The following is a 22,830-nucleotide window of genomic DNA, read 5'->3' as shown; positions in this document are numbered from 1 at the left end:
CATGACGAGCACCGCGACCCCCGTCGCCCCACGGCGGGCCGCCGGGGACGGAGCACCCGCTCCGTCCCGGCGGCCCCGCCCAGGCCGCTCGCTGCGCTTCGAACGGATCGCGCAGCTGCTGTTCCTGCTGCCGGCCGTCCTGTTCCTGCTGCTGTTCTTCGGCTACCCGGTGGTCAAGAACATCGTCATGAGCTTCCAGGCGTACACGACGTCGACGTTCTACACGGGCGAGGCACCGTGGGTCGGCCTGGCGAACTACGCCTCGGTCGTGTCGTCCCAGCTGTTCGGCACGGCGATGCTCAACACGGCGCTGTTCACGATCGGGTCGATCGTCGGCCAGTTCGTCCTCGGCCTGCTGCTCGCCCTGTTCTTCCGACGGAACTTCCCGCTGTCCGGCCTCCTGCGCTCGCTGCTCCTGCTGCCCTGGCTGCTGCCGCTCATCGTCTCGAGCGCGGTCTGGAAGTGGATGCTCGACCAAGACTCGGGCGTCGTCAACCAGTTCCTCGGCACCTTCGGCGTCCCGTCGGTCCCGTGGCTGACGAGTCCCGCCGTGGCGCTCATCACCGTCATCGCGGTGAACATCTGGATCGGGATCCCGTTCAACACCACGATCCTGTACGGCGGTCTGCAGGACATCCCCACCGAGCTGTACGAGGCAGCGGCACTCGACGGTGCGACCGGGTGGAAGGCCTTCTGGGCGATCACCTGGCCGATGCTGCGACCCGTCGTGAGCGTCACGCTCGTGCTCGGCGTCGTCTACACGATCAAGGTGCTCGACATCATCCTCGGGTTGACGAACGGCGGGCCGGCGAACGCCACCCAGACCATCGCGACCCAGTCCTACGACCTGTCGTTCAAGCAGTTCGACTTCGGGCAGGGCGCCGCGCTGAGCAACATCCTCATCGTGATCTCCGCCCTGTTCGCGATCGTCTACCTCCGCCTCAACAGGAAGGCCGTCGATGACTGACGCAGCTTCCACCACCGACGCCCTCCGGACCCGCGCGGTGGTCACCCGCGGTGCCCGGCGGCCCGTCCGTCCCACGAGCGCGAAGCAGTGGGTGCTGTCCGGCGTCGGGATCCTGATCCTCGCCGTGATGCTGTTCCCCGTCTACTGGATGATCAACATCTCGCTGCAGCCGGCCGGCTCTGCGATCGAGGCCGCCTGGTTCCCGATCAACGCGCAGCTCGGCGGTTACGCGCAGGCCATCGCCGACCAGGGCGGCGCCCTGGTCACGAGCCTGGTGATCGCCCTGGGCAGCGTCGTCGTCAGCCTGCTCATCGCGACGCCGGCGTCCTACGCGCTCGCCCAGTTCAAGGTCAAGGGCATCAACGCGGTGCTGTTCGGCATCCTCATCTCGCAGATGATCCCGGGCATCGTCGTCGCGAACGCCCTGTACGCCGCGTACAACGACCTCGGCCTGCTCAACACCGTGCCCGGGCTGATCCTGGCCGACAGCACCGCGGGCGTGCCCTTCGCGATCCTGATCATGCGGGCGTTCATGCAGAACATCCCGCCGTCGATCATCGAGGCCGCCAAGGTCGACGGTGCCGGCAACTTCCGGGCCTTCCGCTCGGTCGTCGTGCCGATCAGCGCCAACGCCCTGATCACCGCCGGGCTGTTCACGTTCCTGTTCACCTGGAGCGACTTCCTGTTCGCCCTGACCCTCACCACCACCGAGGACGTCCGGCCGATCACCCTCGGCATCTACAACTACATCGGCACCTTCACCGCCGACTGGTCGACCGTCATGGCCGCCGCGGTGATGGCCTCGATCCCCGCCATCGTGCTGCTGCTCGTGGCGCAGAAGTTCATCGCCGCCGGGGCCACCGGCGGCGCAGTCAAGTGACCGGGTCCCACCACCCCCGAAAGGCACACACCATGACCACCACCCCGCTCCGCATCACCGTCTGGGGCGAGAACGTCCACGAACAGGTCGAGCAGCACGTCGCCGAGCGGTACCCCGACGGCATGCACGGCGCGATCGCGGACGGCATCCGCGAGCACCTGCCCGAGGCCGTCGTCCGGACCGCCACCATGCAGGAGCCCGAGCACGGCCTCACCGACGAGGTCCTCGCGAACACCGACGTCCTCACCTGGTGGGGGCACGCCGCACACCAGGACGTCGACGACGCCGTGGTCGACCGGGTGCACCGGCACGTGCTCTCCGGCATGGGGCTGCTCGTCCTGCACTCCGGCCACTGGTCGAAGATCTTCGGCAAGCTGATGGGCACCACCTGCACCCTCCGCTGGCGCAGCGAGCACGACCAGGAGCTCGTCTGGACCGTCAACCCGCAGCACCCGATCACCCGCGGGGTGCCGAACCCGATCGTCATCCCCGAGCAGGAGATGTACGGCGAGTACTTCGACGTCCCGACGCCCGACGAGCTCGTGTTCATCTCGGGCTTCAGGGGCGGCGAGGTGTTCCGGAGCGGCATGACCTACCGCCGCGGCCTCGGGAAGATCTTCTACTTCTCCCCCGGTGACCAGGACTTCCCCGTCTACCACCACCCGGACGTCCGCCGCGTGATCGCGAACGGTGCCGAGTGGGCGCGGCCCGAGCGGGAGCGGGAGATCCCGACGCTCCGCCGCTACGACCTGGGCGAGTACTTCGACGGGCAGCACTACCGCGGCCCGTTCGACGACGCCGAGCCCGAGACCGCCGAACCGGCAGCCGAGCGCGACGGGGCCAAGCCCGTGGCCGAGCGCGACGGGGCCGAGCCCGTGGCCGAGCGCGACGGGGCACAGGCGTGAGCCCCCTCCGCGTCCTGCAGGTCGGCGCCGGCGGGATGGGGCGGGCCTGGCTCGCCACCGTCGCCGCCGACCCCGAGGTCGAGCTGGTCGGCATCGTCGACCTCGACCTCGACGCCGCCCGCGCCGGGGCCGAGCACGCCGGCGACCCGTCGATCCCGGTCGGCACGGACCTGACCGCGCTGGCCGCCGAGACCGGTGCCGAGGCCGTCCTCGACATCACCGTGCCGGTCGCGCACCACCCGGTCACCCTGCAGGCGCTCCGTGCCGGGCTCCCCGTGCTCGGCGAGAAGCCGGCAGCGCAGACCGTCGCCGAAGCGCTGTCGCTCGCCGCCGCCGCCGAGGCCACGGGCAAGCTGTTCATGGTGTCGCAGTCCCGCCGGTACAACGACCAGCTCGTCGCGTTCCGGCAGCACGTCCGCGACCTCGGTGCCGTGGGCGGGCTGAGCACCCGGTTCGCGAAGGCGCCGCACTTCGGTGGGTTCCGCGAGGAGATGGACGACGTCCTGCTGCTCGACATGGCCATCCACGCCTTCGACTCCGCCCGGTACGTGCTCGAACGCGACCCGGTGTCGGTGTACTGCGAGTCGTGGAACCCGTCGTGGTCCTGGTACCGGGGCGACGCGGCCGCCGCGGCCGTCTTCACGTTCGAGGACGACGTCCGCTACGTCTACGACGGCTCGTGGTGCGCGCCGGGTGCCGAGACCTCGTGGAACGGCGACTGGCGTGCTTCCGGAGCGGCCGGCACGGCACTCTGGGACGGCGACCACGACCCGTCGAGCGACCTCGACGGCACCCCCGGCTCCCCTGCCGCTGCGCCGTCGGTCGGACACGAGATCGCCGGGTCACTGGCGTCCTTCGTCCGGGCGATCCGCTCCGGCGAGGTGCCGGACGGCGAGGTGCACGGCAACGTGATGAGCCTGACCATGGTCGACGCGGCCATCACGTCGGCGCGCAGCGGGCGCCGGGTGGTCATCGACGAGGTGCTCGAACAGGCGCACCGGGACGCCCTGGCCGCCGAGCAGGACGACGCGATCCGCGACCGACTGGCCGGGTGGGAGTCGGTCCGCGGCGCCCTGCGCGAGCGGCTGCCCGCTTCGTGAGACGCGACCGCAGGACGGACGGGAGGCCCGTGGCGACACCGCCACGGGCCTCCCGTCCGTCCGCCCTCGCTTCGTGAGCAGGAATGGTCGGGTCCGCACGTCGGACCCGACCATTCCTGCTCACCATCCGTGCGCGCGGTCAGCGCGGGATGACGGAGAACAGGAACTTCTTGCGGACCATGTACCAGGCCAGCAGGATCAGCGCCGTGTGCACCACGAACCCGATCCAGAAGTCGCCCCACGGCACACCGGGGATCGAGGCGATCGCCAGGGCGAAGAACACCTGCCAGACGAACACGTACAGGCTCGCCTGCCCGAGCGGGATCCAGAGCCAGCCGATGGCGGCGGCGATGGGCTTCCAGAACACGGTGAGGATCGCGTAGGACACGATCGCGAAGAACGCGATGTCCACCAGGCGGCCCCACTGCAGGTCCACCCGCTGGTACGCCGTGTTGTACAGGGACTCGTACATCGTCGCCGGGAACGGCACCGGGGTGAACCCGAAGTGGTCGCCGGCCCACACGTAGACCAGGAACGCCGCGTACCCACCGACGGCGATGCCGACCAGGACCTTGCCGAGACGCCCGGTGAGCGCGCCGACGATCTGCCGCCGGTAGTACCCGAGCACGAGCCCGTGGGTGAACACGACCTGCCAGGTGAACAGGGGGAACACCGCCTCGAACTGGGAGTTCAGCGGACGGAAGTCGGGGTTGAGCGCCTGGAACACGTACAGCGCCCAGCTGGCGGCGAGCAGTGCCCACCAGAACCCGCGGCGGATCACCCAGATGAACGCCGGGATGAACAGGCTCAGCACCACGAACAAGCCCATGATGTTGAACGGCCACGGCCCCATCTCGAGCAGCAGGAACTGCCGGATCGCGTACCAGGGTGGCGGGTAGGCGAGCAGCTGCATCGCGTTCGGGTACAGGTCGTAGACCCGGCCCTCGGCATCGACACCGCCGGTCCCCGTGCCGCGGTCGGTGAACGTGGTGATGGCGTCGGTGTTCAGGAACGGGACGAAGCTCAGCGCGAAGACCACCAGGATCACCACGAGCGTGACGATGTACTGCTTGCGGGCGCGCTTCCACGCCCCGATCGCGGCCGCCCACTCGCCGAACTTCTTCACGGCGAACGGGTACGTCATGCCGAGGACCATGCCGGACAGGAACACGAACATCTCGGCGCCGGTGATCGCCCCGACGGCGTGCAGCGTGAGGTACGAGTACGGCCCGCCGATCTCGATGTGGGTGATCACCACGGCGAGGATGATGAACCCGCGGAACAGGTCGAGGCGCAGGTCACGGCCGGGCTTGCCGTCGTCCGGGTAGCGCCAGCTCGGCAGCAGCCGACCGAACACCCCGCTCAGCAGGAACACGATCGCCAGGCCGGCGGCCATCCAGACGATCCACGCCATCTGGTCGCCGCCGGTCTCGTACTCCTGGGAGATCGCGGCGTTGCCCTGCTGCACGGTCACACGATCGGTGACCGGGCCGAAGGCGAAGTCACCGGACCGCTCGAGATCGGCGCGGAAGGCCTCCGCGACGTCCGGGTCCGCGGTGAGCCGCCAGTCGGCCACGCGGTTGCCGGCCTCGGGCTCGCGTCGTTCCGCCTCGAGCACGGTCATGCCCCGGATCAGCGGACGCTCCTGCACTGCGGCGAGCACCTGCCGCCACCAGCTCCGCTTGACCTGGAGTTCGGCGTCACCCTGCAGCTCGCGGTTGTACAGGGCACCCGTGTCGAGCAGCATCGGACGGTCGTCGGCCACCGCGAACCGGTCGTAGAACGTGCCCGACTGCGGCTGGTCGTAGCCCCAGTCCTCGTCGAACCGGGACTCGACCTCACCGCTGCGGGTGAGCGGCACGGCGCGACCGGCGGCCTCGGTCGGGTCGCCCTTGCCGTACGAGAACATCGAGAGCCCGACCCAGTCGACGGCCTCGGCTCCCGGCCAGTACGGCCCGTACGGGTCGTCGGCACCGGTGAGCGCTCCGTCGCCGTTCGTGTCCGCCTTCGCGACGTCGACCGGGGACAGGTTCCGCAGCCGCCCGGCGGACTCGCCGAACGGGTAGCCGGCGCCGTACCCCGGCGACCAGACCATGAGCGCGTCCGACGTGCCCGCGTGCACGGTCGCGGCGAGCGCCCGGAACACCCGGACGAACTGCGTGGGCTGCTGGCCCCAGCGGACCCACGTGCCGTTCATCTGCGGCGCGAACCGGACGAGCACCTGGGTGTCGTACTGGTCGTGCAGGTCCTCGAACACGGTGTTGGCGGCGCGGGTGTCCGCGGTGTCGAGCGTCCGGAGTTCGCGGTCGGGTTCGAGGCTCACGACGAGCACCGCACCCTGGGTCGCGGCCGCACGCGCGGAGCGGAGGAGTTCCTGCTTCGCGGTGCGGTCGAGCGGGTAGTCGACGGAGACCCCGTACATCGACGGCGTCGCACCGAGCCGTCCCTCGTACCCCTCGGGCGAATCGCCGGCCCAGTCGAGGTCGGGGCCGAACCACGTCGAGCCCTCGGCCGGCTGCACGGCCGCGGCAGTCTGCGCGGACGCGGCGGACGCCGCGGACGCCGGCAGCGCACCACCGAGCAGGAGCGTGGCGATCGTGACGAGGAGGGCGACCGCGCGGACCACCGGCTGCTTCACCGGTCGCACGCGAGCGTCCAGACGTTGTGGCCGGGCTCGTGCCGGTGCTCGAGGCGGTCGAGCGCGGCGATCGCGAGGGCCAGACCGCGACCGCTCTCCTGCTCGACGTCCGCCATCGTCACGGCACTCAGGTCGATGTCGACGGGCATCCCGTTGTCGGTCAGCACCGCGGTCAGGGCCCGGTCGGTGGCCTCGAGGCGCACGGAGTACCGGCGCCCGGTCCCCCGGTCGGCACGGACGGTGTGCTCGACGATGTTCGCGGCGACCTCGGCCAACGCGGTCTCGAGTGCGAACCGGAGCCGCACGTCGTCGATGCCGAGGCCGTCCCACCACGCGGCGAACCGGTCCTGCACCTCGTCGAGGGAGTCGGGCGTCGCGGCGACCTCGAACGTGGTCTCGGTGCTCACAGGGGTCCTCCGGCGGTGCTCGACTCGTGTTCGGACTGGGCTGGGGTGGCCGGGCCGCGGTACCGGACGGCCCGGATCACGATGCTGAAGATGAACAGGTCGAAGACGACCCACGCGGTGTTCACGAGCGGTGCGATCCCCTCGGCCTGGCCGGTCAGGTACCGGATGCCGATCATGACCAGGGCGGCGACCAGGGCACCCATGGCGTACAGCTGCGGCTTGACCAGGTCCCACCGCGGCTTCTGCTCGGTCTCGTCGCGCACCTTCGGGGTGACGCGGAACCCGAGCGGCTTGCCCCGGTAGACGTTCTGGAACGCGCTGGTCACCGACTCGATCCAGACCGGGAACAAGGCGAGCGAGTACTGCTGCCCGCGCCAGGTCGGTCTGCCGGCGGCCACCACCCAGAACAGCAGCTGGTTGCACACCAGGAACGGGATGAGCCGGGCGAAGAAGTCGACGCTGTAGGCCTGCACCGGGACGACCCCGAACGACAGGCAGAGCACCGGGGCGGCGATGTAGACGATCGCGGCGAACCCCGACAGGTAGCTCCACATCGTCGAGAAGTACATGAGCCGCTGCCCCCACGACAGCCCCTTCTGCACCAGGGGGTTCTCGCGGAAGAACACCTGCATGGTGCCCTGCGCCCAGCGGAGTCGCTGCACGAGCATCGTCGGCAGGTCCTCGGGGGCCAGCCCCTTCGCCAGGATCTCGTCGTGGTACGCCGACTTCCAGCCGAGGCCGTGCAGGCGCATCGCCGTGGCCATGTCCTCGGTCACCGAGATCGTCGCCAGCGGCATGATCGGCTGCGCCTCGTCGTCGCGGTTGACGTCGAGGGCACGGGCGAGCACCGCGATGGACTCGATGGCGGCGACCGGTGAAGCCTCGCGCCGGCCGAGCACGTCGAGCGCGGCGTCGTCGAGACCGGCGAAGGTGTTGGCGTCGGTCGACATCGCCGCGAGCTCCTGCAGGTCGTTCCGCACGGACTCGAGGTCGGCGGCGGCGAACCGGAAGGCGATGGCGTCGATCCCCCGCTGGAACCCGTACGTCACGTCACCGAGGGGCTCACCGGCGCGGACCTGTTCACGCGCCTGGTCCACCACGGCCTCGGCGTCGTCGAGGGCGGCGAGCACGCGCGGGTCGGTCTCGGTCTCGCGGGAGCGGGCGAGGAGCTTGCGCGAGGTCGCGAGGGTGCGCTGCACGGACGCCTCGACCTCGGCCACGTAGCGCGAGATGCCCAGCTGCATGAGCGCTTCGCGTCGCAGGATGGCGTTCGACCCGCAGAAGAACGCGGCGTTCCAGCCGTCCTTCGACTGCTGGATCGGACCGTAGAACAGCGGCGCCTGGCTGCCGAGGGGGTCGTCGTCCGGCACGTTCTCGAACCACTGTGGCGTCTGCACGAGCGCCATCTTCGGGTCCTTGAAGTAGCCGAGGGTGCGGTCGAGGATCGCCGGGTCGGGCACCTGGTCGGCGTCGAGGATGAGCAGGAACTCGCCCTGGGTCGCGAGCAGGGCGTTGTTGAGGTTGCCGGCCTTGGCGTGCCGGGGTCGGTCCACCCAGTCGGCACCGCGGGTGATGACGCCGATGCCGAGCGCGTCGGCCGCCGCACGCATCTCGGGGCGGTTGCCGTCGTCGAGGATCCAGGTGGTGTGCGGGTGCGTGATCGCCTTCGCCGCCCGGGCGGTGCGCTCGACCAGGTCGATCGGCTCGTTGTAGGTCGTGATGAAGACGTCGACGGTGACGTCGGTGGACGGCTTCGCCGGTGGTTCGCCGCGCTCCCGGAGCCGCCAGGCCCCGAGGGCGAAGAGCAGGGAGTCGATGACGCTGTAGGTCTCGGCGAGGATCAGCGGCACCGCGATCCACCACGAGTGCCAGTTCACCGAGGCCGCCCAGCGCCACACGATGTAGTTGACCCCGGCGAGGGACGCCAGGAGCGCCACCGTCCGCACGGTCACCAGGCGTCGGCGGGCGGTGCCGGTGCTCAGGCGGCGGCGGTCCTGTCGGCTGACGTCGAGCGCGGTCACCGGGTCTCCCCGTCCGCGGCGTCGCCGGACGTGCTGCGTCGCAAGCGTTCCTCCTGATCCCCGCGCGGGCCCCGGCCGCGTCGCACACGCCCGAGTGTGGTTCCGTCCGGCAGCTGACCCGGAGGGCACCGTGCCGGTCGTCCGCTTTCGGTCATCGGGCACGACCTCGGCGTGACGACCTGTCTACCGCACGGGCGGGGCCTGTGTCAGGCTGCGCACCCGATCTGGGGACAGCACGCGCGTCAGAACGTGGCGGTGAACCCCAGGTCATCCGCCAGACGCACGATGACCTGGTCGAAGTAGGCGGCCGGGTCGGACACGGAACCGACGAAGTGCCCGAAGAGCTCGAACGAGATCGTCCCGAACACCGTCGTCCAGGCCATCAGGGTGCGGACGAGGACCTCGTCGGGCAGGGTGATGCCGAACGAGCGCAGGGTGGCGACCCCGTCCGCGACGGCGGGACCGGCCACCCCGGGAGCCGCCGTGGGCGCGGTGGGTGATCCGGGCCTCCCGGCCGCCCCCGGCGTCGACGTGACGGACGAGCCCGCCGCAGCAGGCGCACCGGGCGCATCGGACATACCGGACCCGACGGCGTCCGCGACCACGTGCACCAGCGCCAGCGTCGTCCGCGTCGCGGGCACGACGGTCTCGCGCGGCGCCGCGTAGCCGGGCACGGGCGAACCGAACAGCAGCGCGAAGTCCCCCGGGTGCGCGATCGACCAGTCGCGGATCGACCGGCACATCGCGACCCAGCGTGCACCGGGAGCCGGTCCGGCCGCGGCACCGGCGGCCTCGACCGCGGCGCCGAGTTCGTCGTAGTCGGTGATGAGCAGGGCCGTCAGCAGGTCGTCGCGGCTCGGGAAGTACCGGTACACGGCCGACGAGACCATCCCGACGTCACGGGCGACGGCACGCAGGCTGAGGGCGGCCGGACCCTCTTCGGTCAGGCGGGTGCGTGCCGCGGCCAGGATGTCCGCGGTGACCGTCTGCCGTGCCAGTGCTCGGGCGGTGGGTGCCATCCGACGATCCTGGCACGAGAGAGCAGCGCACACAAAGGAGAGCACTGCTCTTGCTTTCGCGTCGGCGAGCCGTCATGCTCGATTCCGAGAGCGGTGCTCTCGCAACGACCACGAAGCGATCGACCAAGAAGCGATCAACCAGGAAGCAGGAGCCCATGCCCCACCACCTCATCGTCGGCGCCGGCCCCGTCGGCCGGCACGTCGCGGAGCTGTTGACCGTCCGGGGCGACCGCGTCACCGTCGTCTCCCGCTCCGGTCGCAGCACGGGCATCGCCGGTGTCGAGCACCTCGCGCTCGACGCCTCCGATGCCGACGCCCTCTCCCGCGCCACCGAGGGAGCAGCCACCCTCTACAACTGCGCGAACCCCGGCGACTACACGCAGTGGGAGCGCACCTGGCCCCCGCTCGCCGCAGCACTGCTCACCGCGGCCGAACGCACCGGGGCGACCTACGCCATCACCGGGAACCTGTACCCGTACGGCCCGGTCGACGGGCCGATGCACGAGGGACTGCCGGACGCCGCCACAGACCACAAGGGGGTGCTCCGGGCGACGCTGTGGGCGGATGCCCTCGCCGCGCACGACGCCGGCCGTGTCCGGGCCGTCGAGGTCCGCGCCTCGGACTACCTCGGCCCCGGGATCGGCGCGAACGGGCACGTCACGCGCGTGCTGCCGGCGGCGCTGCGCGGACGGGCGGTGTCGATGGTCGGTCGCACGGACCTGCCGCACACCTTCACGGACGTGCTCGACGTCGCTCGGACCCTCGTCGCCGCTGCCGAGGACCAGGGCGCGCACGGCCGCACGTGGATGGTGCCGAGCAACGCGCCGCGGACGCAGCGCCAGGCCCTCACCGACGTCCTCACGGCGGCGGGGAAGCCCGCGGTGCCGGTGCGCCGGATGCCTGCGGCCCTGTTCCGTGTCGGCGGGCTCGTGTCGCCGATGCTCCGCGAGCTGGCCGACCTGACCTACCAGTGGACCGCGCCGTACGTGGTCGACGACCGCGAGAGCCGGGCGCACTTCGGCATCGAACCGACCCCGTGGGACGAGGTGTGCCGCCGGACGGCCGGCGGCGCAGGCTGAACCACCACCACCGCCGACGCCGCCGCCGCCGCCAGCCGCTGCAACCCGACGCCGCCAGAACACCCGCCGCCAGCCGCCGCCGCACACGGAAGGGGGACAGGACGCGCCGTTGCGCCCTGCCCCCCTTCCGCCTCGCACCGCCGGTCAGATCACCAGCAGCCTCGAGTACTGCGCCGCGTCGAGCTGCTGCGCAGCTCCACCCGCGGCGGGGACCTTCCACAGCCCGACCGAGGGGCCGCTGTCGACGGAGACGAACACGTCCCCGTCGGCGGAGGCGGCACCCAGGTGCTCGCCACGCGACCCGGCGGTCAGCCCGGTCACCGGCACGGTGGACGTCCCGCCGCTGCCGACCACGAGCTTGTCCGGGATGCCGCGGTCGATCTTGCAACCGGTCGGGCTGGTCGGGTACTCCGACGGGGCGGGGCAGAACTCGGCCGACTGCAGGAGCGAGAAGCCGTCCGCGTTCGCGGCGGCGTACTCGAACGCGTACCGCGGTTCGATCTTCGTCAGTTCGGTCGCCCCGGGCTTGAGCTGGTACCAGATCCACGACCCGGCGGCACCGGGCGAGCGGATGTCGACGTAGACGTTGCCCTGCGAGTCCGCGAGCACACCGGCGGGGTAGCCGACGGTCGAGCCGCCGGGCCCGGTGAACGTGCGGGGCGCGATGCCGGTGCCCTTGACGTACGGCCGGCTGACCGTTCCGCCGAGCACGACGACCTTGCCGTCCGGGGTGACCGTCCAGAAACGCTCATCGCTCCCGACGGCCTTGCCGCCCAGGTCCAGCACGACCTTCGGGGTCGAGGTGCCGACGGACAGCTTCTGCACCGCACCGGTCACCGAGTCCACCCAGTACAGGTTGCCCTCGGCGTCGGAGCGCAGGTCCGGGGTCAGGTGCAGGCCGGACGCGATGATCGAGACCCCGCTGCCGTCGGCCGGGTCCCGCAGGATCTCGGTGCCGTCCGCCGACGGGGTGAACACGTCACCGTCGGCGTTCGCGGTGAAGCCTTCGCCGTCCGTCGCGACGACGGTCTCCGCACCGCTGCCGGAGTCCGCGAACCGCACGACGTCACCGTTGCCGTCGAGCGCGAACAGCGACTGCGTCGTCTCCGGCTCGGGCACCGACGGTGACGTCCAGCGCAGCGTGATCGTGCGTCCGGTCCCCCGGTGTCCGAGGGCACGCACCGAGAACCGGTACGTGGTCGCGGGCGAGAGCTCGTCGAAGCGGTCGGAGCGGGCACGCGGGTGGAGTCGGTCGACCTGACGGTCGTGCCGGTTCGCGACGGCGGCGACCGCGACCTTCCAGCCGGTCACCTTCGCGCCGTGCTTCGGGCCACGCCACGTCAGCGTGGCACTGTCCGCGTCGCCGGTGACGCGGACGGCGGTCGGTGCACCCGGCACCGACGGAGAGGTGTGCGCCGTCGCCGGCACCGCACCTCCGAAGACGAGCGCCGCGGCGGCGACCGCGGTGATGAGTGCTCGGTACACGATGGTTCCCCTGCCTTCCCCGCGGCTCCCTGCGTCACGGCTCCACGTATCACAGCACCGCGCTGACCCCAGGGGAACGCTTGCGGGTCGGATCTGCGGTTCCCCGCACCGCAAGATGCCGCATGGCCGGACCGGCAGACGCCGTCGTGTTCCCGAGACGCCGCCGAATCCGACGGCGTCTCGCCGACTCGGCGGCGTCTCGCCGACTCGGCGGCGTGGAGCCGACACGACGGCGTCTCGCGGGCACGGGACCCGCACCGACGACGGACGGGAGGCCCGGTGCCAGCTGGCACCGGGCCTCCCGTCAGAAGGGGGTCGCGTCTCGGACGCGGCTCGTCTCAGTAGCGCGGCTTGCGCTCCGGACGGTCGTCGCGGTCGTCGCGGCGGCCAGCACCACGGCGGTCCGCACGGATCTCGATGAGCTTGCCGCTGATCCGGGTGTCGGTCAGGCGGTCGAGAACACCGGGGTCCATGTCGGCCGGCAGTTCGACGATCGAGAAGTCCGGTCGGATCTGGATCGCTCCGAAGTCGTCGCGGCGCAGGCCACCCTCGTTCGCGAGTGCACCGACGATCTGGCGCGGCTCGACGCGGTGACGACGGCCGACCTCGATGCGGTACGGGGACATCGGCTGCGAACGGCGCGGGCCACGGTCGCCGCGGTCACCACGGTCGCGGTCGCCACCACGGTCGCCGCGGTCGTTGCGGCCGCCACGGTCGTCGCGGGCACCACGCTCGTCGCGCTCGCTGCGGCGGGCGTCGCGCTCCATCTGGCTGCGGAGGGCGTCGTCGGCTGCGGTGAGGAGCAGCGGCGAGTCGCCCTGCGCCACGACGGCCAGGGCAGCGGCGACGTCGTCCGAGGGGACGTCGTGGTGCTCGACGTAGTGCGCGATGACGTCGCGGAAGGCGGCGATCCGGCCCTGGTCCTCGAGCGCCGCGGTGATGGCGTCGTCGAAGCGGGTCAGGCGCGTCTCGTTGACGTCGTCGATGGTCGGCAGCTGCATCTGCGTGAGCGGCTGCTTGGTGTGGCGCTCGATCGCGGACAGCAGGCGACGCTCACGCGGGGTGACGAAGCTGATCGAGTCACCCGAGCGACCGGCGCGGCCGGTACGACCGATGCGGTGCACGTAGGACTCGATGTCGACCGGGATGTCGAAGTTCACGACGTGCGTGATGCGGTCGACGTCGAGGCCACGGGCGGCGACGTCGGTGGCGACCAGGATGTCGAGCTTGCCCGACTTCAGCTGGTTGACCGTGCGCTCACGCTGGGCCTGGGCGACGTCACCGCTGATCGCGGCGGCGGCGTACCCGCGGGCACGGAGCTTCTCGGCCAGGGTCTCGGTCTCGCTCTTGGTGCGGACGAAGATGATCATGCCCTCGAAGTCCTCGACCTCGAGGATGCGGGTGAGCGCGTCGACCTTCTGCGGGTACGAGACCATCAGGTAGCGCTGCGTGATGTTCGCGGCGGTCTTCGTCTTGGTCTTGACGGTGATCTCGGCCGGGTCGGTCAGGTACTGCTGCGAGATGCGGCGGATCTGCGCGGGCATGGTCGCCGAGAAGAGCGCGACCTGCTTGTCGTCGGGGGTGTCGGCGAGGATCGTCTCGACGTCCTCGGCGAAGCCCATCTTGAGCATCTCGTCGGCCTCGTCGAGCACCAGGTACTTCAGCTCGGACAGGTCGAGCGTGCCCTTCGCCAGGTGGTCCATGATGCGGCCGGGGGTGCCGACGATGACGTCGACGCCGCGGCGCAGGGCGGAGAGCTGCACGCCGTACGCCTGGCCGCCGTAGACCGGCAGGACGTGGACGTTCTTCATGTGGGACGCGAACTGCTCGAACGCCTCGCACACCTGCAGGGCGAGCTCGCGCGTCGGGGACAGCACGAGCGCCTGGGGCTTCTTGCTGCCGGACTCCATGCGGGACAGGATCGGCAGCGCGAAGGCCGCGGTCTTGCCGGTACCGGTCTGCGCCAGGCCGACGACGTCGCGCCCGGCGAGGAGGGTGGGGATGGTGGCTTCCTGGATGGCGGAAGGGGTCTCGTAACCGATGTCCTTGACGGCCTTGAGCACAGCGTCGCTCAGGCCGAGATCGGCGAACGTCACCACGGGCCCGTCGTCGAGGGTCTCAGTGGTGGGGGTGGTGTCCGTGCTCATACCACCAACGGTATCTCGAATGCGCGCTCCGCAGGGACGGGAGGCCCGTGGCGGCGCCGCCACGGGCCTCCCGTCCGCCGTGTTGGTCACGTCAGGAGCGCGTGGTGCCGATCCCCAGGACCGCGTCCGCCCGGTCGTTCAGTCGCGTCAGCATCTCGGCGAGCGAGCGCAGCTCGTCCGAGGCGAACTCCTCCGTCAGGTCGTCGAACACCTCGGCGCCGGCGGCGTCCAGCTCGTCGAGCAGCCGTCGGCCGGCGGGCGCGAGCGTGACGAGCGTGGCGCGGCCGTCCGCGGGGTCCGGCGATCCGATCAGGTGCTCGGCCTCGATCAGCGAGGCGACCCGGCGGCTGATCACCGGGCGCGACAACCCCGTCGCGTCGGCGATCGCGGTCGCCCGGACCGGCCCGTGCCCGGCGACGGCTCGCAGGATCACGCGGGCCGTCGGGTCGAGGCCGCCTCGGGACTCGATGAGCGAGGAGCGCAGGGTCTGCCGGACCCACAGCCGGTCGAGCTGGGATCGCAGGAGTCGCTCGGCGGCACGCCGGTCGTCGGTCACGCGCTCAGCGTAGCGGGCACATTTAGTTGCTTGCCGGAAGCAACAGATGTATCGTTGCGCGGTCTGCAAAGTTTCACAGCCAGAAAAAGGAGTTCGATGACCGCCACCGCACCCGTCCCGGTGCAGCACGGCCGGCACACCGCCGAGGCCCCCGCGGCCTCCGGGGGCGCCGGCCAGCAGCCGCTGATGACCCACCGTCAGATCCTCCTGGTGATCTACGGCCTGATGGCGGGCATGTTCCTGTCCTCGCTCGGCCAGACGGTGTTCGGCACGGCGATCCGCACGATCGGCGACGACCTGCACGGGCTCGACCAGCAGGCCTGGGTGACGACCGCGTACCTCATCACCTCGACGATCGCGACGCCGATCTACGGCAAGCTCTCCGACATCTTCGGCCGCCGCCCGCTGTACATCTTCGGCATCGTCGTCTTCATCCTCGGCGCCGTCCTGTCGTCGATGTCCACCTCGATGCTCATGCTCGCCGCCTTCCGCGCGGTGCAGGGCATCGGTGCCGGCGCGCTGATGTCGCTGCCGCTCGCGATCATGGGCGACATCCTCGCCCCGCGTGAGCGTGCCAAGTACCAGGGGTACTTCCTCGCCGTGTTCGGCATCTCGTCCGTGATCGGCCCGCTCATCGGTGGTCTGCTCGCCGGTTCCTCCGAGATCCTGTGGATCACGGGCTGGCGCTGGGTGCTCCTGATCAACGTGCCGATCGGCGTCGCGGCGCTCCTCATGGTCATCGTGTTCCTGCACCTGCCGAAGGTGCACGGCGCCGGCGACGCGAAGCCGAAGGTCGACTGGTGGGGCGCGACCGCCGTCATCGTCACCCTCGTGCCGCTCCTGCTCGTCGCCGAACAGGGCCGCATCTGGGGCTGGGGCTCCCCCGCCGCCATCGCCTGCTACGTCGTCGGTGTCGTCGGCCTGATCGGCCTGCTGCTCATCGAGTCGAAGATGGGCGACGCGGCGATCATCCCGCTCAAGCTGTTCCGCTCGGGCACGTTCTCGATGGCGACCGTCATCGGGTTCCTGGTCGGCTTCGCGATGTTCGGCGCGATGCTCACCATCCCGCTCTACCTGCAGATCGTCGTCGGCCTGACCCCGACCGAGTCCGGCTTCGCGACGCTGCCGCTGGTCGGCGGCCTGATGATCGCCTCGATCACGAGCGGGCAGATCGTCGCCCGCGTCGGCCGGTACCGGATCTTCCCGGTCATCGGCACCGCGCTCGTCTCCGCCGGCTACGTCGTCCTGACGTTCATGTCGATCGACAAGCCGCTCTGGTTCCTGATGATCGGCATGTTCCTCATCGGTCTCGGTCTCGGCTCGGTCATGCAGTCGCTGACCCTGGCGTCGCAGGGCTCCGTCGAGGCCCGTGACATGGGCGTCGCCACGTCGTCCGCCACGTTCTTCCGCCAGATCGGTGGCACGCTCGGCACCGCCGTGCTGCTGTCCATCCTGTTCTCGGTGATGCCGGCGAACATCCTGACCGCGACCGCGAACCAGAAGGACCTCGGTCCGGCGCTCGACGCCGCGCTCAACCCGACCGTCGCCAGCGCGAAGGCGAACCAGGGCGCCATGGACAAGATCTGGACGCCCGTCGTCACCCCGCTGACGAAGACCGTGCAGTCGCAGCTCGACGCCGCCTCGGCGAAGGCGAAGCAGGCCGCCGACGCCGCGGTCACCGAGCAGGTCACCGCGGCCGTGCAGCAGCAGGTCACCGCCGGTGCCGTGCCCGCAGCAGCAGCGCAGACCGTCATCGACCAGCAGGTCGCCGCGGCCACGCCGGCCGCCGAACAGTCCGCACTCGAGCAGGTCGCCGAACAGGCGCACGCCAGCGTCCAGGACGGCACCGTGTCCGTCGACTGGGCGGACGCCGACCAGCGCTCCTACTGGGTCGACGAGCTCACCCCGGAGCTGGCGAAGAAGATCGACGACGGCAACACCACGAGCGACAGCGCCACCAGCACGAACGACACCTCGTTCCTGACCGGTGCCGACAGCCGCCTGACCCGGCCGTTCATGGCGGGCTTCAACGCCTCGTCCGTGACGATCTACTGGGTCGGTCTCGGCGTCATCCTGCTCGCGTTCGTGCTGACCTGGTTCTTCCGGGTGCCGCCGCTGCGCCAGCGTTCCGCGCTGCAGGAGCAGGCCGACATGTCCGCCGAGGCGCAGCTCGAGGCCGAGGCGGGCGCCGCCGCAGCCGAGGCCGGCTCGTTCACGGGCCCGATGACCGGGTCCGTGCCGACCGGTTCGGGTTCGACGGGCTCGGGTTCGACCGGATCCACGCCGACGCACCGTCGGTGACCGACCGGGGCGTCCGTCCGTGCCCCCTTTCCGGGCGGGCGCCCCTCCCACACACACCAACCCACCAGGAGTCCACGTGATCACCACCCCGGCAGCGGCTGCGGCAACGGAGCCGTGCACGCTGCGTGAACGGAAGAAGCAGCAGACCCGGCAGGCACTGCACGACGCAGCGCTCACGCTGGTGTCCGCGCACGGGCTCGACGGCGTCACGGTCGAGCAGATCTGCGCCGACGCCGACGTCTCCCCCCGCACCTTCTTCAACTACTTCTCGTCGAAGGCGCACGCGGCGCTCGGACTCGACTCGGTCGAGGTCCCGGAGCGCTCAGCGGCCTGGTTCGCCGAGGCCGACGGTGCCCTGGTCGACGACCTGTGCGCCCTGGTCGCGGCCACCGTCCCGCTCTCGCAGGACCGCCGTCGCATGAAGGAGCTGCTCGTGCTCCGGCCGGAGATGTCCTCGATGGTGATGCAGTGGATGGCCGAGTCGCGCCAGTCCCTGCTCAGCGTCGTCGGCACCCGCACGGACGCACAGACCGCCCGCACCGCGGTGACCCTGGTGATGTCGGCGCTCAGCGAGGTGGCGCACCGCGAGACCGTGCGGAGCAACGACGAGCTCGCGGACCGGCTCCGTGCCGTCGTGCGCGAGATGGCGGCGCTCGTCTCCTGAGGCGGGGGTAGCGGGGCCCTTCGGGCGTACCTGGTCGAATCGGGCGTACCCGGCAGGAACTTCCTGCCAGGTATGCCCGATTCCGCTTTCCAGCGCACGTGCTCTGGGAAGGAACCGCGCGTCGTCGACGCGAGCGAAGGGCGGACGGGAGGCCCGTGGCGGCGTCGCCACGGGCCTCCCGTCCGTCAGGTGGAGACGCCCTGACGCCGCCGCGCCGGCCGGTGCCACACGAGTGCCTCACGCGAGCGGTCGCGGGCGAACCGGACCACCCGCAGCACGACGATGTCGTGGTCGCCCGCTCGACCAGCCCGTCAGACCGACCGCGCGGCCGCCTCGAGTGCCTCGGCGGCTTCGCCGGCGCGCACGATGTCGCCGTCGCTGACCGACCTCGCGTTGTACTCGGCCTTGGTCTTCACAGCCAAGAGCACCTCGAGGTGCTTCGCGACCGCCGGCCCGGCAGCTGCGCGGAGCACGGGCACGGCCTCGTCGTGCGCTCCCGATCGCGAGTACCTGCCGGTCCGAGCCACGCAGATCGCATCAGCCGCAGCGATGCCGCTGAGGACGCACTGTGTGACGAACGCGTTCGCGAACTGTGACCCGCGCTGAACACCCCTCCGTCACCACCCAACGCGCGGAGGACGTCAGCAGCGTCGAGGAACTCCGTCGCCTTGGCGAGCCGGCCCCTCCGGAACGAATCGTCGCCCGGTGCGGTGGTGCCGGTTCGCGGGGTCATCCGGTCAGCGTACGGAGCTTCCGAGACAGCCAACGACCGTCACCTGCGATGGGAATCCCGTCCCGAGCAACCGACGCGAGGAGCGGATCGGTGCCCTCGATCTCGTCCTCGTCGAAGACGACCGGCCGCACGGCGTTGCCGGTCCAACGACCGGCTGCGCGGCACAAGGCGTGGATCTGGTCCTCGGCGTCCGGGCGTCGGCCGCGAGTGACGACGAAGCAGAGATCGAGATCGCTGTCCGGGCGCATCGCACCGCGGGCCCCGGATCCGAAGAGCGCGGCGTACCGGAGGGGGATCGACCGACAGCCGGAGCGGAGTCGTTCGAGCAGGGCACGCCGGAGGTCGGCCAGGGCGGTGACCGCGTCGGCGGCGAGGTGCTCTCGGTTCAGGGTGAAGGACTTCGTCCGTCCGGTCCGATGCCCGTCGACGAGGCCCTGCTCGACCAGCCGATCCGCACTGTTCCGGACCCCGGCGTACGACCGGTCGGGCACCAGGCTGCAGATTCCCGCGATCGTCAGGGGTCCGGGGGCCAGTGCCAACACCGCGAGGACATCGCCGTCCACGGAGGTGGTGACCGTCGCGAGGGGAGATTGCAACTGCATGGAGAGGTCCGATCAGATCGAGTAGAAATCTACCACTCCAGGTAGATTTCTACTCGTATCTGAGCAAATCCGTCAGACCACGGACCAGCCACCGTCGCTCGGCAGCACCGCACCGTTGACGTTCGCCGAGTCGTCGCTCAGCAGCCAGGTGATGGCGGCGGCGAGCTGCTCGGGCTGGGCGACCGGCGGGATGGTGGTCTGCATGATCGGACCGACCCGGCGAGCCGCGTACTCGCTGCGCATCGGCGCCTCGATGTTCGTGGCGACCGCACCCGGCGCCACGGCGTTCGCCCGGATGCCCTGCGGCCCGTGGAAGAACGCGACGCTCTTGGTGTACCCGGCGATCGCGTGCTTCGACGAGGTGTAGGCAGCACCGGCAGCCGAGGCCTTCAACGCAGCCTCGGACGCGACGTTCACGACCGATCCCTTGCCGGCGGCGATCATCAGCGGCAGCACCGCGCGGGTCAGGCGCATCGGGCCGGTGACGTTGACGCTGAAGACACGCTCCCAGGTGGCGTCGTCGACCTCGTCCGGCGGCAGGAACGCGTCCATGATGCCGGCGACGTTGGCGAGCCCGTCCACCCGGTCGCCGGCGGCGGCGATGAGTGCGTCGATGGTCTCCCTCGCGGCGACGTCGCCGACGACGGTCTCCACTGCGAGGCCCTCGAGCTCCGTGCGCAGTGCATCGAGCCGATCAGCCACGACGTCGGTCGCGATGACGCGGCCGCCCTCGTTCGCGATGCGTGTCGCCGTGGCGCGTCCGATGCCGGAACCCGCTCCGGTGACGATGATGGTCCTGCCGGTGAACCGTCCGGCGGTGGTGTCGGTCATGTGGTCTCCTCAATGAGAGGCGCTCGCTGCGCCACACCCGGTTATAGCACTCAGTGCCGAAAGGTCTCCATGAGCTCGACGAACGACCGTCCGACGGGGCGCCCGCGCACCATCGACCCCGACGCCGTGTCCCTCGTCGCACTCCGGCTGTTCGACGACCAGGGCTTCGACGCGGTGTCGATGGACGACGTCGCCGCGGCGGCCGGGGTCAGTCGCCGGTCGCTCTTCCGGCTGTTCCCGAACAAGGCGGCGCTGGTCTGGGGCGGCCTCGACGAGTTCGCCGCACGGTTCCGCGAGGCCCTGCGGTCACGGCCGGCCGACGAGCCCTCGGCGGTGGCGCTCCGGGCGGCCTACCGGATCGGTGCGACGTTCCCGGACGACGCCGTCGAGGTCACCCGACACCGGCTCCGGGTCATCCGCGCGAACCCGTCGCTCGAGCACGTCGGCGCTGCCACGGTCACGGCCCTGACCGACGAGATCCTGCGGTACGTGGCCGAGCGGGACGGGGTCACCGCCGACGACCTCGCCGTCGCCGTGCGCGCCCACACGCTGGCCGCCGCCGCGAGCGCCGCACTGACCTGGTGGGCACTGCACGGCGACGGACGACCGGAGGACGTCCTGGAGCGGGCACTCGCGCTGCTCGACTGACGAGCCCCGGGGTTCCCGCACGCCGCACTCCGGAGTACCTTGCCGGGCATGCACACGACCGGACCCGCGCCGTACTTCCAGTTCGCCGGCACCGCCAGGCAGGCCCTCGAGCACTGGCAGCGGGTGTTCGGCGGCGAGGTGCAGATCGCGACCTACGCGGACTTCTCCCGCACGGACGGCCCGGCCGACGCCGTCGCGCACGGCCAGCTCACCGGCGAGCTGCAGCTGTTCGCCGCGGACGCGAGCGAGGGCGACACCCCGTTCGCGGCGACCGGGCTGCTCTTCTCACTGCTCGGCGCTGCGGAACCGGACGTCCTGCGTCGGTGGTTCGACCAGCTCGCCGAGGGCGGCACAGTGATCGACCCGCTGCAGCAGCGCCCGTGGGGCGACTGGGACGGCACCGTCCGCGACGCGTACGGCGTCACCTGGCTGATCGGGTTCGAGGACTCGGCGCGCTGAGTCCCGCGCGCTGCAGCGCCTACTGCTGGTCGGACGGCAGCAGCGGTGCCCAGAAGGCGTCGGGACCGTCGGCCTGCACCGCGTCGCGCTCGAACCGGAACCCGTAGTCGCGCACGAAGTCGAGGGCCGCGGCCTGCTCGTCCTCGGCGTCGTCGTGCTCCGCGTCGAACAGGTACACGCCGTGCCCCATCGCGACACCGGCGTCGCTGATGACGGAGAGGTCCCAGCGCCCCTGCTCGGAACGCTCGATCCGGACGACGGCGGCCTGGGATGCGGTGAAGTCAGCCATGCCGCGAGCCTACGGACGCCCCGCGGCTGGCGTTCAGGATGCTCCGCGGCCACTACGCTGTGCACGGTCACAGGTCAGACGAGTGGAGAACGCATTGTCAGTCGGATTGCTCGCCGTGGTGGACGACATCCTCTCCGCAGCCCTCAAGGCCAGCGCGAAGACCGCCGGGGTCGTCATCGACGACGCCGCCGTCACGCCCCAGTACGTGCAGGGCCTCGAGCCCGCTCGTGAACTCCCCGTCGTCGGGCGCATCGCCCTCGGCAGCCTGTTCAACAAGTTCATCATCATCATCCCGCTGGCGTTGCTGCTCACGGCGTTCGCACCCGGGGTGCTGCCGTGGCTGCTGCTGCTCGGCGGCACGTACCTGTGCTTCGAGGGCGCCGAGAAGGTCACCGAGTGGTTCGGCGTCCACCACGACGGCGGGTCCGACGAGGCCGTCACCGAACCGAAGCTCGTCTTCGGCGCCATCCGCACCGACCTCATCCTGAGCACCGAGATCATGCTCATCGCGCTGGCGGGCCTCGACCCCGACCTGGGGCTCTGGCCGACGCTCGGCGCCCTGATCGTGATCGGTCTGGTCATGACGGCCGTCGTCTACGGTGCCGTGGCACTGCTCGTGAAGGTCGACGACATCGGCCTGCAGATGATGAAGAACTCGGTCCGCCGCACCCGTCGGATCGGTGCCCGCATCGTCCGCGCGATGCCGATGGTCTTCCGGTTCATCAGCGTCATCGGCACGGTCGCGATGCTCTGGGTCGGCGGACACCTGGTCATCGCGAACCTCGCCGAGACCGTCTGGCACGGGCCCTACGACCTGCTGCACGTGATCGAGCACGCGCTCGAGGCCGCAGGCCCCGTCGTCGTCTGGATCGCCGACACCGCCGTCTCGGCCGTGGCCGGCCTCGCGCTGGGCATGGTCGTCGTCGGCATCGTGCTGGGCATCGGCCGCCTGCGCGGCACGCCGCACTGACGCGGCTGCGCGACGGACGGGAGGCCCGTGGCGGCCTGGCACCGTGCGCAACGCCGACCGGTGCGCGCCTGACCGCCCCGTGACGCGCCACAGGCGCGCACCACGCCATCAACGCCGCACCGCATCGCG

At 70.9% G+C, this 22,830-nt stretch carries 21 protein-coding genes; 10 read left to right on the top strand and 11 right to left on the bottom strand.

The annotated features are described in order from the left end of the window. Position 1 precedes the first annotated feature (1 nt). From DEJ19_RS04165 to DEJ19_RS04150, 4 genes are read left to right on the top strand one after another with little or no spacing between them, the layout of a single operon-like run. Entirely contained in the window at positions 2 to 967 is a 966-nt protein-coding gene (locus DEJ19_RS04165) for a carbohydrate ABC transporter permease (RefSeq protein WP_111039975.1), read from the top strand. Then, a complete protein-coding gene (locus DEJ19_RS04160; protein WP_084740987.1) occupies positions 960 to 1,847 on the top strand; it encodes a carbohydrate ABC transporter permease in 888 nt (295 codons plus the stop codon). Before DEJ19_RS04165 ends, DEJ19_RS04160 begins: the two co-directional genes overlap by 8 nt. Positions 1,848 to 1,879: 32 nt before the next feature. Continuing rightward, positions 1,880 to 2,752, top strand: a complete 873-nt coding sequence (locus DEJ19_RS04155) for a ThuA domain-containing protein (RefSeq protein ID WP_111233553.1) — start codon at positions 1,880 to 1,882, stop codon at positions 2,750 to 2,752. Beyond that, complete coding sequence (locus tag DEJ19_RS04150; RefSeq protein WP_111233552.1) at positions 2,749 to 3,852, top strand: Gfo/Idh/MocA family protein; 1,104 nt, start codon at positions 2,749 to 2,751, stop codon at positions 3,850 to 3,852. Before DEJ19_RS04155 ends, DEJ19_RS04150 begins: the two co-directional genes overlap by 4 nt. Positions 3,853 to 3,991: 139 nt before the next feature. On the opposite strand, the gene opgC is transcribed toward DEJ19_RS04150, so the two are convergent. The 4 genes from opgC to DEJ19_RS04130 all read right to left on the bottom strand — a co-directional run bounded on the left by opgC (position 3,992) and on the right by DEJ19_RS04130 (position 9,937). Then, entirely contained in the window at positions 3,992 to 6,490 is a 2,499-nt protein-coding gene (gene opgC, locus DEJ19_RS04145) for an OpgC domain-containing protein (protein ID WP_146250683.1), read from the bottom strand. After that, the gene (locus tag DEJ19_RS04140) at positions 6,487 to 6,897 is read right to left on the bottom strand and encodes an ATP-binding protein (RefSeq protein WP_111233550.1); all 411 of its coding nucleotides are present in this window, start codon (positions 6,895 to 6,897) and stop codon (positions 6,487 to 6,489) included. Before DEJ19_RS04140 ends, opgC begins: the two co-directional genes overlap by 4 nt. Further along, on the bottom strand, positions 6,894 to 8,849 hold the full coding sequence (locus DEJ19_RS04135) for a glycosyltransferase (RefSeq protein ID WP_258377433.1): 1,956 nt from the start codon (positions 8,847 to 8,849) through the stop codon (positions 6,894 to 6,896). Before DEJ19_RS04135 ends, DEJ19_RS04140 begins: the two co-directional genes overlap by 4 nt. A gap of 311 nt (positions 8,850 to 9,160) precedes the next feature. Further along, entirely contained in the window at positions 9,161 to 9,937 is a 777-nt protein-coding gene (locus DEJ19_RS04130) for a TetR/AcrR family transcriptional regulator (RefSeq protein ID WP_111233549.1), read from the bottom strand. A 155-nt stretch (positions 9,938 to 10,092) separates the two neighbouring features. Here DEJ19_RS04130 and DEJ19_RS04125 point away from each other — a divergent pair, with 155 nt between their 5' ends. After that, positions 10,093 to 11,016: an NAD-dependent epimerase/dehydratase family protein gene (locus DEJ19_RS04125; protein ID WP_111233548.1), complete on the top strand. Its 924-nt coding sequence runs from the start codon at positions 10,093 to 10,095 to the stop codon at positions 11,014 to 11,016. Positions 11,017 to 11,160: 144 nt separating this feature from the next. Here DEJ19_RS04125 and DEJ19_RS04120 read toward each other — a convergent pair whose 3' ends face one another. From DEJ19_RS04120 to DEJ19_RS04110, 3 genes are all read right to left on the bottom strand, one after another. Further along, a complete protein-coding gene (locus tag DEJ19_RS04120; RefSeq protein WP_181441563.1) occupies positions 11,161 to 12,501 on the bottom strand; it encodes a fibronectin type III domain-containing protein in 1,341 nt (446 codons plus the stop codon). 338 nt (positions 12,502 to 12,839) lie between these two features. Next, positions 12,840 to 14,648, bottom strand: a complete 1,809-nt coding sequence (locus DEJ19_RS04115) for a DEAD/DEAH box helicase (RefSeq protein WP_111093013.1) — start codon at positions 14,646 to 14,648, stop codon at positions 12,840 to 12,842. Between the two features lie 91 nt (positions 14,649 to 14,739). Continuing rightward, the gene (locus tag DEJ19_RS04110) at positions 14,740 to 15,204 is read right to left on the bottom strand and encodes a MarR family winged helix-turn-helix transcriptional regulator (RefSeq protein WP_163343313.1); all 465 of its coding nucleotides are present in this window, start codon (positions 15,202 to 15,204) and stop codon (positions 14,740 to 14,742) included. 96 nt (positions 15,205 to 15,300) lie between these two features. Here DEJ19_RS04110 and DEJ19_RS04105 point away from each other — a divergent pair, with 96 nt between their 5' ends. Then, on the top strand, positions 15,301 to 17,505 hold the full coding sequence (locus DEJ19_RS04105; protein ID WP_111233546.1) for an MDR family MFS transporter: 2,205 nt from the start codon (positions 15,301 to 15,303) through the stop codon (positions 17,503 to 17,505). A 76-nt stretch (positions 17,506 to 17,581) separates the two neighbouring features. After that, positions 17,582 to 18,169: a TetR/AcrR family transcriptional regulator gene (locus DEJ19_RS04100; RefSeq protein ID WP_051596480.1), complete on the top strand. Its 588-nt coding sequence runs from the start codon at positions 17,582 to 17,584 to the stop codon at positions 18,167 to 18,169. 311 nt (positions 18,170 to 18,480) lie between these two features. On the opposite strand, the gene DEJ19_RS04095 is transcribed toward DEJ19_RS04100, so the two are convergent. The 3 genes from DEJ19_RS04095 to DEJ19_RS04085 form a co-directional block, all read right to left on the bottom strand. Further along, on the bottom strand, positions 18,481 to 18,642 hold the full coding sequence (locus DEJ19_RS04095; protein WP_181437823.1) for a hypothetical protein: 162 nt from the start codon (positions 18,640 to 18,642) through the stop codon (positions 18,481 to 18,483). A gap of 256 nt (positions 18,643 to 18,898) precedes the next feature. Continuing rightward, on the bottom strand, positions 18,899 to 19,504 hold the full coding sequence (locus DEJ19_RS04090) for a nucleotidyltransferase domain-containing protein (protein ID WP_111095664.1): 606 nt from the start codon (positions 19,502 to 19,504) through the stop codon (positions 18,899 to 18,901). Positions 19,505 to 19,576: 72 nt separating this feature from the next. After that, positions 19,577 to 20,335 carry an SDR family NAD(P)-dependent oxidoreductase gene (locus DEJ19_RS04085; protein WP_110865003.1) on the bottom strand — a complete coding sequence of 253 codons (759 nt, stop codon included), beginning with the start codon at positions 20,333 to 20,335 and terminating at the stop codon, positions 19,577 to 19,579. A 69-nt stretch (positions 20,336 to 20,404) separates the two neighbouring features. Here DEJ19_RS04085 and DEJ19_RS04080 point away from each other — a divergent pair, with 69 nt between their 5' ends. Beyond that, positions 20,405 to 20,983: a TetR family transcriptional regulator gene (locus tag DEJ19_RS04080; RefSeq protein ID WP_027464431.1), complete on the top strand. Its 579-nt coding sequence runs from the start codon at positions 20,405 to 20,407 to the stop codon at positions 20,981 to 20,983. A 48-nt stretch (positions 20,984 to 21,031) separates the two neighbouring features. Continuing rightward, positions 21,032 to 21,442 carry a VOC family protein gene (locus DEJ19_RS04075; RefSeq protein WP_111233545.1) on the top strand — a complete coding sequence of 137 codons (411 nt, stop codon included), beginning with the start codon at positions 21,032 to 21,034 and terminating at the stop codon, positions 21,440 to 21,442. Positions 21,443 to 21,461: 19 nt separating this feature from the next. Here DEJ19_RS04075 and DEJ19_RS04070 read toward each other — a convergent pair whose 3' ends face one another. Beyond that, positions 21,462 to 21,731, bottom strand: coding sequence for a hypothetical protein (locus DEJ19_RS04070; protein ID WP_111033636.1), 270 nt, complete (start codon positions 21,729 to 21,731; stop codon positions 21,462 to 21,464). A 94-nt stretch (positions 21,732 to 21,825) separates the two neighbouring features. On the opposite strand from DEJ19_RS04070, the gene DEJ19_RS04065 reads away from it, so the two are divergent. Continuing rightward, positions 21,826 to 22,701 carry a DUF808 domain-containing protein gene (locus DEJ19_RS04065; protein WP_111233577.1) on the top strand — a complete coding sequence of 292 codons (876 nt, stop codon included), beginning with the start codon at positions 21,826 to 21,828 and terminating at the stop codon, positions 22,699 to 22,701. The last annotated feature ends 129 nt before the right edge of the window (positions 22,702 to 22,830 follow it).

The organism is Curtobacterium sp. MCSS17_016 (assembly GCF_003234255.2).
Classification (GTDB): Bacteria; Actinomycetota; Actinomycetes; order Actinomycetales; family Microbacteriaceae; genus Curtobacterium; species Curtobacterium flaccumfaciens.
The sequence above is the reverse complement of the archived record's forward strand: the minus strand, read 5'-3'. Positions and strand labels throughout refer to the sequence as shown.